The 13,130-nt window shown below is 44.8% G+C and carries 7 protein-coding genes; all 7 read right to left on the reverse strand.

What is annotated here, in order from left to right; all coding sequences use genetic code 11:
* Positions 1-60: 60 nt before the first annotated feature.
* Positions 61-1,587, reverse strand: a complete 1,527-nt coding sequence (locus ACBP55_RS26185) for an extracellular solute-binding protein (RefSeq protein ID WP_464645804.1) — start codon at positions 1,585-1,587, stop codon at positions 61-63.
* 253 nt (positions 1,588-1,840) lie between these two features.
* Positions 1,841-4,069 (reverse strand): helix-turn-helix domain-containing protein, encoded by a 2,229-nt coding sequence (locus ACBP55_RS26190; protein WP_464645805.1) that lies wholly within the window; start codon positions 4,067-4,069, stop codon positions 1,841-1,843.
* 430 nt (positions 4,070-4,499) lie between these two features.
* Entirely contained in the window at positions 4,500-5,675 is a 1,176-nt protein-coding gene (locus tag ACBP55_RS26195; protein WP_464645806.1) for an amidohydrolase, read from the reverse strand.
* Positions 5,672-6,496, reverse strand: coding sequence for a GNAT family N-acetyltransferase (locus ACBP55_RS26200; RefSeq protein ID WP_464645807.1), 825 nt, complete (start codon positions 6,494-6,496; stop codon positions 5,672-5,674). Before ACBP55_RS26200 ends, ACBP55_RS26195 begins: the two co-directional genes overlap by 4 nt.
* Positions 6,497-6,524: 28 nt before the next feature.
* Positions 6,525-7,478 carry a carbon-nitrogen hydrolase family protein gene (locus tag ACBP55_RS26205; protein WP_464645808.1) on the reverse strand — a complete coding sequence of 318 codons (954 nt, stop codon included), beginning with the start codon at positions 7,476-7,478 and terminating at the stop codon, positions 6,525-6,527.
* A 27-nt stretch (positions 7,479-7,505) separates the two neighbouring features.
* A complete protein-coding gene (menC, locus tag ACBP55_RS26210; RefSeq protein WP_464645809.1) occupies positions 7,506-8,618 on the reverse strand; it encodes an o-succinylbenzoate synthase in 1,113 nt (370 codons plus the stop codon).
* Between the two features lie 231 nt (positions 8,619-8,849).
* Positions 8,850-13,079: a stalk domain-containing protein gene (locus tag ACBP55_RS26215; protein ID WP_464645810.1), complete on the reverse strand. Its 4,230-nt coding sequence runs from the start codon at positions 13,077-13,079 to the stop codon at positions 8,850-8,852.
* Between the last annotated feature and the right edge of the window lie 51 nt (positions 13,080-13,130).

Genomic DNA, 13,130 nt, shown 5'->3' on the forward strand with positions numbered 1-13,130 from the left:
AGAAATGGATAGGGCTGGAGGCTCATCAACCTGATTGCCAGCCCTATCATCTTCATGCAATCACTTCTTCACTTTAACCCGATCCAACCCAACCTGATAGGTATCTATGATCTTCTGCACTCCGAGCTTATTCAACTCACTGATGAATGCGTCCCATTGCGTCATTGGTGTTTGTCCCAGAATAAATTTAGCAACGGATGTCTCATAGAATTTGGTCACCTTATCCTGATCTACCGCGATCGCAGCTCTCTCTTCTTCTTTTAGCATAGGCAGGACCCCAACAACAGGGTATTGATATTTCTCTGCCTCCTTGTAGGAATATTGTTCATTATCACTTCTGAGCGACATCACGGCATTAGCATCGGCTATCCCGTAAGTGCCTGCTGTCATAATACCCGCTTCTTTGGCCAGGTCAACAACTTCTTTGAATTGCGGCATAAACTTCCGTTTACCGTTTTCGATTGTATAGGTTTCCCCTTCTTTACCCCAGCTAAGGATGTCCTTTCCTTCTTTGGAATAGATAAAATCGAGGTAACGCAGTGCAGCATCCAAGTTTTTCGTTTTTGAGGATACGGCAAATCCTAAAACATCAAAATCTGCTTTGGGAATGTATGCTTTGCTGCCAGCTCCAAGCGGCGGCGGCATAAACTTCAAATGAGCGCCATTCTGAAGCTGATTGTTCATGATTTCGATTTGTGGGATATATTGAATTGTGATGAACGACTTGTTCGTCGTCATAAATTGTGTCCATGCCTTATAGTCCATGGAGAGCCAGTCTGGTGGGATTAGCCCTTCCTTGTAAAATTTGTTCAAATATTCAATCATTGTTTTGAAAGTCGGATCGTTCACCCCATACTTGAACTTACCCGTATCCTTTTCCTCGAAAAACGTCGGATACAAACCAAATGACGGACCAAAAGCACCTAGGGTATTCAATCCATGGCGGAAAACAAACGGATAGCTGTCTGGGTATAGCTGTTTCAGTTTCTTCGATGTTTCATATAACTCTTCCCACGTTTTCGGCTCGTTCAGAGAATGCTTCTTGAAGATATCATCCCTATAAAACCAGACCCTCATGTTTCCTGCACCTGCACCATCGTTGAGCAATTCGTACTTTTCCCCTCCTGGTGACGTCAATCTTTGGGCGACATCAGGTCTGGAGGCTAAAAATGCTTTTACATTAGGCATCTTGTCCATATATTTAGACAAGTCGAGGAAAGCACCTTGGGCTCCATACTTCTGAGCTTCATCAGGGTAAACAGAGTACAGGTCAGGCATATCTCCCGATGCGATCGAAAGCGCTACTGACTCCGGTCCTGTTTGCGTCTCCTGCAAGATCGTGATATTCGTCTTCTCCTTCACCCATTTCCATACGGCCCAATCTTTCTTAACCGGCCATGCTGGTGAGAGTTCCGTTAATAGACGAAGACTTGCCGCTTCTGGCAGTTTGACCTTGGTTAATTCGCTTGGTTTAGGTGATTCCTCTCCCGTTTTCGTTTTGCTTCCATTCATGGAACAACCTGCAATGATCACGAGTATAAGGACTAATACTAGCATCTTAAAATTACTTTTCTTTATTCGCTTCAAGTCAAATCCACCCACCTTTATTATTTTTTCAGCTAATAACAATTACCCAATCACTCACGAAACCCGTTTCAATCGCTGCACCTCCTCTTGATAGCGTCATCTTAAGCCATTGATAGCTGTTAGGTAAATGTACGGAACTGTTGAGCCTGCAACTACTTTACGGTTTTCTTAAAATAATACCAGCTTTCGCAAAATCGCCCATTGCATGGATTCCGCAGTATGAGGTTTTCATACAAATCAAAAAAAAGTCCCTCTACGGGACTTTTTTTTCAGAAACGGAATCGTACTTTTTTCGGTATTCGCTTGGCGTTAACCCGGTATATTTCTTGAACATACGATTAAATGACGTGATATTTTGGTATCCAACTGCCTGCGCAGCTTCAAGAATTTTAGTTTGATTATCGGCCAGAAGACTTGTCGCTTTCGTGATTCGAGTTTCATTGATATAGTCTACGATATTCTTACCGGTTTTTCCCTTGAAATAGGAGGACAAGTATCCACTGCTCATCTTTACCTTTTCCGCCAGTAGATCCAAATATATATCTTCTGCTAAGTGCTCGTTAATATAATCAATAACAAAAGATGTAACCGGGTACTTTTCTTCTTTTTTTTCCTGCACGGCTTCTGCTGTCTTCGTCACCCATTCAATTAGCAGAAACTCCAGTTCCCCGATCGTGCAGCATCGTTGTATTCTTTCTACTGCTTTCTCAAGAATGACATCCAATCCGTCCGGATCAAGAGGAAAGGGCGTTGTCGCATTCTGGATCTTGCCGATCAGAGATTCGGCAAACCGCATCATGCCAGCCGCCGTCAGACCTTTACTTTGCCATCGAACAAACAAATGCTCCAGAAGTGCAACTAGCTGCTGGGTATTGCCTGCTTTCAAATGAACTTCAAACTCCTTTTCCTGATCAGGAGAAAAGCCGACCGCAACTTGTGTCGCAGCACGCTTATGTATAATTTGCGTTTCGTCGATTAATAGACGTTCTCCCAACAGTTCTTGGACTTCCTCATAGGCTGCAGACAATTGATCCGAAGTCAAATAAACCGATGTGATCGCAATCGTAACGACACCGTATTCCTTATCATGATCGAATACCTCTTTCATTTGACTAAGCAGTTCCGTTAAGTCAGGCAATTGTTTGGTGAACACTAAACTTAAAATCTGATCACGTTCGATTTGAAACGTTAGAGAATCAGGAAATGTTGGTCTTAGCTTGCTATCTATAAATATCTTAATATAATACAGCCATTTCTGGACTAAAGCTTGCGTATTCAAATCGCTTTTGTAACGTTGGATTTGAAAAAGCACAAAGACGAACGGCTTGTTAGTAAAGTCGAGTTTCATGGTATCGTGATCATGATTTCGAATTTCTTTTAAATGGTTTATAAATGACATCTGCTTACGTATCATTGTATGATCATGTATTTCACCACTGATAATATCAAACTCCTTGATATTCGACCGATAGGGGACTTCGTCGTTCATATGGCGTATCGATTCGATCACTTTCTTCAACGGGTTATTGATTCGTGCAGCAAACAGGAACGAGAATAGGATGCTGAGCGTAATCGCTGCCACAATAATCACAATAAGTGTGATATTCAATCGGGTTTGATTTACAATTTGTTCAACAGGCACCCGGTAGACATACGTTAAACCAGTACCTTCTCCTTTTATCAGAAAATAATACTTTTTATCCTTGATGAACTCACGGCTTCCGTATTTCTGCAGATCTTCAAAGGCAATGAAAGGCCCCTGTTCCGCTATCTTGAAAATGGTCTTTCCGTCCTCGTCATATATGATAAAGTCATTATAGATGCTTTGATGAAACGCTTTGTACATTTTAATAGCATCAATAAAAACGATCATATACAAATCCTGATTTTCTTTGTTTCTGATAATGATCGGAATTAACTCGCCCATCAACTGTGGGCTAGTGCGATACATATTATTCGAAAAATGGGCAGATGGCAAGATCCGACTCATATAAGGTTCATTGAACTGCTGCCTCCAAAAGTCCAGTGGATATTCACTGCTCGTATAAAATACGTTGAACATCCTATCAGCATTCGTACTTGTCGCCTTCTCCAGAACAAGTTCTTCACGCTTTGAATATAAAACAATATTATTGATAAACAGATAGGGATTGGTTGTCCATGTATTAATTTCCGCCACAATGTCGGGGAGCTTTTCGTATTTGGGGCTATCTTTCAGATTTTGAATTTCTTTATTGATAAAAAACAGATACATTTGCCGTTTGATGAGATCCAAGTGTTTTTCATAGCTGTCCCTTGTGTTGTTAAGCATCATCGTGTTGTATTTGACAATTTCCTGTTTAATATTTTTTTGGGAAATCGAGATGGCGTAGAACGTAAGGGAAGCCAGCAGAAGAACAATACATAAAAAACCCACAACCAGCCGTAGGAAGAGGGAATTCGATTTGTTCCTGATAAAAAGGATCGAATGAATATTTTTCATTGAACCTCCCCACCTTTTCATGAATATCTGTTTTACAATATCGAACTTAGGTATATTTTATCAAACAAGTTATATAGTGTAAACAATATCGCACACCCAGATTAGTTCTGAAAAGATTATTGCATGGCATTTCAGTTGGCGCTTTCCCTTTTCCACGATTCTTTTGCACAATTCCTTTGAGGAACAGCCATTTTCAACGCGGCAAAGAAAGCGGTATTCCTTCCTTTAAACAGGAGGCGTCTGAAATTAAATACGCAGAGCGCTTGTACGCTTGTCAGACATTGTCGGATTCCATATGAATATTAGAGGGGGGATTTCTGAGCAGTGCATGGGCAGCAAAACAAATTGGCGGGCCATGTGGCCCGCTTGTTATATGACTGAGAGGATGGGGAGTTACTCATTTATGAAGGTAGAACAAGAGTGGCTCTATTTAATTAGATAAATCTGAGCTTATCCTAATTACAGATAAGGCCAAGAGCCCTGCACCAATCTCCAATGCATCTAAATTAAATTGCATCTGCGGATGATGAAGCCCAGGAAGTAAACCGCAGCCGAGGCCGATCATGGTGGCGTGAAGTTCTGGCTTGTGTAAGGGATAAAAATGAAAATCTTCCCCACCTGGCGTCAATGGAGGCTGAGCCAAACCAGCATCTCCAAGGAGCTCTGATATTATATCTCCAACTAGAGCTTCAAGATAGGGATTAGGTCGGGCAGCTACCATACGGGAGGTCATATGAAGCTCTATAGAGATGCCGTACGCCTTGCCAACTGTGTGAACAGCAGCTTCTAACTTAGGAAGTAAAGTGTCCATAGCAACTTTCGTCTGTGCGCGCACATCAATGGTGAAGGTTCCAAAGTCAGGTATAATATTGCTGCTTCCATTTGGAACATGAAGCTTAGTCACTTTACAGGAAGCCGGGACAGTCGCATAGTCTGCAGAGACAACGCGAATAGCCTGTATGATGTCAGCTAACACCTCAATCACGTTTAATCTGTCATCTGGTCGGGAAGAATGGGCCTGAACGCCTATGACCTTCCCTTCCATAACGGCACAAGCCCCGTGATGGATGGCGCTGGAAGCTTTTCCATATGGAAGCTCCTTTGCAGGCCGCAAATGGATGCCTAATAAGTAATCTACGTCTTCTAGACTACCTGCTTCAAGCAGCTTGAGCGCACCTTCCCCAACTTCCTCTGCAGGTTGAAACAACACCCTAAGTTCTCCAATCGGTTGGAACCCAATTGCTCGTAATACCTTAAGGGCGAACAACACCATAGTCATATGTGCATCATGACCACAAGAATGATTCGCTCTGCCTACTCCATCCACTTGCTGCCATAAAGCATCGATATCCGTACGAAGCGCGATTGTAGAGCCTTTCGCCTCCTCATCAAGCGACGGTATCGTGCTTCCATTCCAATGAGCTACAAGACCAGTATGAGTAGAGAAACCCTCGTACTCGATCCCTATCATATCTAATACCTGCCGTAAATACTGAGTCGTCTGGTGCTCCTGCCAGCTTGTTTCCGCTAACGCATGTAATTCTTCATAGGTCATCAACAACTCTTGGCGATGTGCGTGAAGCCATGCCACTATTGCTTCTTTCATAATTTCATTTCAAGCACATAGTCTTGAACCTCAGGTTCCGGTTGTTGGCATGATACAACTTCGTAGCCATTAGCAAAAGCAGCCATGGCTAGCTCTCGGAATTGCTGCTGCCAAACCTTATACAGATCAGGTTGTGCTTGCCTTATCTTAGACGCTGCCTGTGGGATCGGTAATCTCAGCCCATGTGACTTGCCTATCTGAGACTTTGCTGCCATATCTACAATACCTGTCACCTTACCATCTGTATATTCGATTTCCAGAAGTTGCGGATAGTCGGTCGTGTCACCAATCAGCTTGTGCTGCCTATTGATTGCGTGCACCACACGATCTGAAGACAACATCCACTCCACAAGGAAGCGATCCGTAGGGTAACCGACAGTATCAATTCCGTAGAAATTGGGTATATATGTAGACACTGTTCCACCAAGCTTGTATATATTCAGATAGGCGTTCCTTGATTCAAAAGGATCGAAGGTCCATACGATTTTGCTAATGTCCTGCATCGCCCATAACCGCTGCTCTAGCTTCAAACGCATACCTACTCCTCTATCCCGATATGCAGGATGGATAGCCATCATGTGTGAACCCACGTAAGGGCTCTTGCCATCATAGCCAATGAAGCCATAACAGAATCCAACGAGAGCCTCTTTACAGAATGCTCCAATCACCGCCCCTCCATGAAGGATCGCTGCACGCATATGCTGCATGGAAGAGACCGGATCGGGTCCCCACACCATCTTCTGCAGCTCAACAACCTCGCTAAGTTCTCTAACTTCCGTAACTAAACGATAGTGAACGCTATCGTCATGAGCATCTGTCAAACAGTTCCCCTCCTTATCGAGCCCGTCATTACGGCTCCAAATGACCGCTCTTGAAACGATCAGCCCGTGATCTTATCCAATAATCATCCAATAATTCCAGGTTAAATTCTTGCACAATATCCTGAATCGTGAACTCCTCGGTTTCGCTCGAGATCACGAACGCATTCAGTCGGGTTGGATCACTGATGAGAACTTTCGAGCCGTACTTCTGTTTCACTAATTCTAGCTTTTCCCAGTTGTAATCATAATGAACGACCGCACAATCCATATTCACCGTCCTTGTCACGAAGGGATAAAAGAGCGTACTCTCCCCGACGATTTCGCCTACAGGGTTTAGAATTGAACAAGGGTCCGGACGCCATATTGCGCCCGCGAAATGTGCCCTGCATGTGTAAGCCCAATAGGATTGCATCATGCCCCCATGGTAAGCTGAGGAAAACAAGATCAAATCAGGCTTTTGCTTCACATATTGCTCTAACAATTCATTAAAATTAATATCAAAGCAGATCATGCAAGCAACACGGCCAAAATCAGTCTGAATCACTTGAGCTTCTTTACCGTATAACGTGTTGGACGTTGACTTCTGTCTAATCGTAATATGATTCTTGTTATAAACGCCACAAATATCTCCAGAACGATCAATAAACTGAGTAGCATTACGGAAGGTACCATCTTGCATCTCCACCATGGCTGAATAAGCAATATAACACCGATGAGTTCTCGCAACCCCGACGAAGAAATCGAGGATCCGGTTCCCTCGATAGCGATAGAAATCGTACAGCCATTCTGGACTCATGGCATTCAGCTGAGGATCATCACAACACTCAGGCAATACGATTAGATCAGGCTGTTCCGGCAGGACATGTTGCAGATGCTTTTCCCATTTTGCTATCATTTGAAGAACAACGCCTTCCAAACCCTGACCAGAATCAACCTCTTTATTCGGAGGTGCTAAGCAACTTATTTTCACATACTTGGACATACACTCGATTCTCCCTTCTCACAGCGCTTAAGCGCTCCTAGTTAGCTTCCTAATTGTCAATCGCTCAAGAGTTTGCTCACATACTTCGTGACCGATACCAACGTTAGTTGGAACTTCTAATATGCCTGGCCGAACCATTTCAATGTTCGGTATAACAATGTCCTGCTCCCAAAATCGCTTTGAAGCCGATACATCCCCAGGTATTACGAAATTTGACAATGATGAAAGTGCAATGTTATGGAGACGGCCTATACCGAGTTCAAGCATCCCTCCGCACCAAACCGGGATTCCTCGTTGCATGCAAAGGTCGTGAATTTTCCTGGCATTCGTCAATCCGCCTACCCGGCCGATCTTAATATTCATGATCCGGCAGCTCCCAAGGTCAATGGCATGACGAGCATCTGCCAGGGTGTGAATACTCTCATCCAGACACACGGGTGTTCGCAGTTCCCGCTGCAACTCAGCATGTTCGATAATATCATCATGCGCAAGCGGCTGCTCAATCATCATCAGTTTATAATTATCCATCTCCTTCAAAACAGGCACATCGTGAAGTGTATAGGCGGAATTCGCATCAACCATCAGAGGCAACTCTTCTCCAAATCGCTTGCGGATCGCTTCGACTAATTGGATGTCAAAACCGGGTTTAATCTTAACCTTCATTCTCTTATAGCCTTGCTCCAGAAATCGTTCTACGTTCTGAACAACCAGTTCAATCGTAGGCTCAATACCGATACTCACACCAACCTCGATTTCTTGCTTCTTGCCTCCAAATGCATGCGCTAAGGAAATTCCATTCTGTTTGGCATACAAATCCCAGACTGCCGTCTCGATCGAAGCGATAGCCATATGGTTACGGCGAATGGGAGCGAATAAAACCGAGATCTCCTCGGGGCTGATCACTTCCCTGCCAACTAATGCCGGAATTAAATAATGCTCCAGCATATACCAGATCGTTTCCGTCGTTTCCTCGTTGTAATAGGGGGCCGAGAAAGCTACGCTTTCTCCATACCCAATCATCCCGTCGCTATGTACACTGACGATTACACAACCCTTCTTGTCCATTCGTCCGAAGCTAGTCTCGAATGGAGCCTTTAAGGGAACTTGAACCTGTCTTAACTCAATTTTATCTATTTTCATCTGCTAACCATTCCTTTCATCGTAGCACCGCTCCATTGATAATTGTAATGGAACCGCTCTTAATTTGGACCCCATCAATCTTTCGATTTCATGTCCTGAATTAAGGTTCTTCAAAGACGGGAGCGACTGCCTTCTTCAGAAGGCAATCCTCAAGTAAAGAAGCCGTACCCACGGGCAGAACCCTAAGTACGGCATTTTCGCCTTAATTCCGTTACCAATTCATTATGACTTCTACTTCTTCACAAAGAACTTCAGCTCAGAGATAGATACATATTCCGGGTCCGTTGTAGCGTCTGGTGAACCGAAAACAGCTACCCTGAAGTATTTGCAGTTCAGCGATGGGAAGTTGAAAGGAATAAAACCACTGGCGTTTGCCGCAGTAACTCCTCCGTACACATGCGTCCAATTTTCGCCGTCTTCCGAAACGGAGAACATGAGCTTGTTGGATCTCATTTTACCGTAGTTATGCACGGCTACGTCCAACCTCTCCAATTGAATGGTTTCTCCGAAATTGAAAATAATATGAGACCCGATATCGCCTGACCAGCGTGATGCGTTGGATTGCTCATTGTCAAACATTTTCCAAACATTTTGCGGGGAAACGGTTGATCTGAAGCTCCTATATTTGATTTCTCTTAAGTCTGCAATCGGAATCGGGGTAACTGGAGCAAGCGCTTTTGCCTGCCATTGCAGCGGCACTACCGGCGGTAGAGTGGCAAACTCAAGGACTTGTTTTTCAACATCCCAGGTCGCTTTATAACGCATGCTTTGCGGAATAAAAGTATGTGGAATAAGCATTTGGTTATTAGCGCCAGTTGCCGGTGCGTCCATAGTTTTATTCACACCGTTGACCTTAGCGATATTGCTGCCCGTTACAAGCTTAATCGTCAAGTTTCCTTTGGTTGCCGTTGCCGTTTGAGTGGTAGCATTCCAATCCACCGCCATGCCCAGCGCTTCAAAGACACCTTTCATCGGAACCATCACGAGGTTATTGTTCAGCGTAGGTTGAACATCCAATTCCTGCCCCTGTGAATCAATCCTGACGCGGATCTTTCTCTCCACTGGTTCTGACGGAACCTTGCCTGCGAGCGGAAGCATACTTGAATCTGCTTTCCGTAAGGTATAAGTGCCTGGTTTACCCTCAAAATAGATTGAATTTCCTTCTTCGACCGCTTTATACTTTACCGCTGCCGTCCCGCCTTCCATCACGGCTGTCCAGTATCCGTCTTCAAGGTCGGTAACCAATATCTTATAGGTCTGATTCGCCACTCCATCGAAAGTAATCGTAGCTTCTTGATCGATCAGATCAAAGCCTTTTGCAAAAAACACAACGCGATCCTGAATTCTGGCCCCTGCATAATCATCCGTCTCAGAATAATAAACATCTTGCGGTGTAGGGCCATACACAGCATCCATCACCTGCATCACATTTAAGAACTGCGTTTGGTTAGCAGGAGCCTTATTAGAAAGCTCAATTCTCCAATTACCTGCATCAATGGTGGCAATGTCGGATGGATTTGTGGACATAATTGGCTTATTCACGCCATCAACCTCAAATTCACGTCCAGGGCCGCCGATTTTTTCGACCTTCAGATCACTGCTCTTTGGCAGAAGCGTGTTGGTAACCAACTTGCCGTTATAGCTCCGCTCCGTCACTTCATTCGTATATCTGCTGCCTTCCACCAAGGGCTCGGAAAAGGTATGGAGCAGCCATCTTTTCTCAACGCTTGCATTCGGCGTGTTGATATTGTCATACACGATCATAGTAGCCGGATGTTTATCATCCTTGAAATTCAAGAAGGCCATGCTTCTCGTATAATTCTCGGTTCTGCTCTTTCCATAGGCCAAACTGAGCTCACCCTTGATGTAAGAGTAATCAGGATACATCTCATCATCTCCGATGGAGTGAGAAATCATCTTTCCTCTTTGGTAGTTGCGGTCGGTATTCCACTGCTCGATCGTTCTTGGAATTTGGGTATAATAGAGCTGATTTGATGGGGAGTAGGTTCCCTTCTCAAGAGCATTTGGATCGTTTATTTGCACAACATTATGCGCGATTGACTGCTTATGATATTGCAGGTCATGCTCGGAGCCGTATCCCATTTCAACGCCGGTTACCGGATTTTTCCCCTGATAGATACCTGAGTCAATCGCCAGATCGCCTTTATAATACAGGGAGAATGCGCCAGCGTCGAAATGCTGATGGTTGGTCTGGAGTCTTTCTCCGATATTCATGACAGCGACTACCGCTTTGGAATCCTGATCTTCATCCCAGCCTGTTCTCGCCACCATGGAGCCATACGGCGCGGGGAAGTATCTGGACAGCGGTGTATCATATACGGACTGCGACGGTGCGTTTGGATTGAAGAAAAGAAGATAATACAAATCATCTTCATAAGTCTTCTGCTTTAAAAACTCGTTCTGCGCTCTCGGATTGTTGTAAATGCTGCCTGCCAGCATGTTGGTGATATTCCCTTGAACAAATCTATTCCATGACGTTTGATAATCGGTATTAAAGTCATCTCCCTCCGTCATGATAAAGCCGTCCGATCTTCGGGTGTACACCTGTCTGTCGAGCGCCAAACCGACTTTCTCCGTTAGCGGCTCTACGCCAATGGCCTTCCAAAGCTGATTGCCCATCATGATATACTTCAGCCTGTTGTCTCCGTAGGCGGGGCCTTCGAACATCATCTCGGCGTCGAGCAATACATTGAATCCCGGCATGCTAACATTCAAGATAAAGTCCGCGATGTCATTGTAGTACTCGGGATTCGTATCATAAAGCGCAATAGCCATAGCAAGTTTAAACTGATGATGCACGTCGCCGTTGACATGCCCGGCAAGAATGTACTTGTCACTCTCCTTTATCGGATACGGGTACTCAAGACCATTCCTCACCCAAGTGCCAAGCGCTTGGCGAATTGCTGATTTCTGTCCGTCATTCATGAGAGCATAGCACCAATCATAGACAACAGATTCAAGAAAGATCAGACTTCCTACTTCTCTGCCTACATTAAATACGACGGTCGAATCCGGATTCGGGTTCCATTGCACCGAATTGGCCATATTCACAGCAATTTGAACCGCTTTTTGCCCCGCTAGTTCATCTCCATAAATCAGATATCGAACAGCATTGGCTTTCATTACTTCCACCGTATTTTTATCAATATTGGTGTTTGCAGATCCTGTTCTAGGGGGAAGGTTGCCGTTCACCTGGGTTTGCGCTTTCATGTTGATGTTATTCCATACACTAGTAAACGCTGCTTGTGTCACTCTCGCTTTCAGAGCCGGAAGCGTTTCCTTATTGACCAAAACACGCGGACGATCGTTCGGCGGCAGCGGAATCGGATCGTACTGGGCGGATTGTTTGGGAGCTACGACGCCTGGCGTTTGCACCTGAAACAATACGATTGGATTTACCGCAAGATCGTCCACCTTCTGGGTTGTCGTTCCTCCATAATTCATAGCGACGGTATAGGAGCCGGGCAGCAGTTGCTTGCTCGCTTCGCCATTGGCGGTGGTGCCGAATGCCCTCCAGCCATCCGCATAATAGGACACAACGCCTCCGTTCAGCAGATTATTCTGACTGTTCTTCAACTGTACTCTGGCGTTAACAGTCTGAAATACAACCACTGGATTGGTACCGGTATGCTGCACCTTATCCAATTTAGTTCCTTCATACGTCACGTTGAAGGTATAAGAGCCTGGAAGAAGCTCTTTGCTGACTTGGCCGTCAGTTACATTTCCAAAGGCTTTCCAGCCATCCGCATAGTAGGAGGTTGTGCCACCGTTCAACGGGTTCCCCTGACTATCCTTCAGCTGCACCTTCACATTCGCCGTTTGAAATACTACCACTGGATCGATTCCAATATGCTGCACCTTATCCAATCCGGTCCCTTCATAAGTGACGTTGAAGGTATAAGAGCCTGGAAGAAGCTCTTTGCTGACTTGGCCGTCAGTTACACTCCCTAAATTCTTCCAACCATCCGCATAGTAGGAGGCTGTACCACCGCTCAGTGGGTTCCCCTGACTATCCTTCAGTTGCACCTTCACATTCGCCGTTTGAAATACTACCACTGGATCGATTCCAGTATGCTGCACCTTATCCAATCCGGTCCCTTCATAAGTGACATGAAACGTATACGATTGATCCGGCAGAGGCTTGTTAACCATCCCACCTGCATCGGTCGTTCCGAACGGTTTCCATCCCGCATCATAATAATCAACAGTTGCGCCCACGAGCGGATTCCCGTTGCTATCTTTTAATTGAACCTTAACGGTCGATACTGCCGCTTGTACCTTCTGTGGAGCTAATCCGAATAACACCCCTCCTACCATGATCAAACATAACATCATAGCGATCCATTTTCTGTTCATCCCAGTCAACAAATCGGTCATTTTCTTCACCCTTTCTTTATAATTTAAAAGAAGCGGGGCTGCGGTTTCATAGGAAAAATACATTAGCAGCCCCGCCATCGTCTTATATCTTGCCTAGGATTCTGTTAGTTCATT

It is taken from the genome of Paenibacillus sp. WG02, assembly GCF_055396115.1.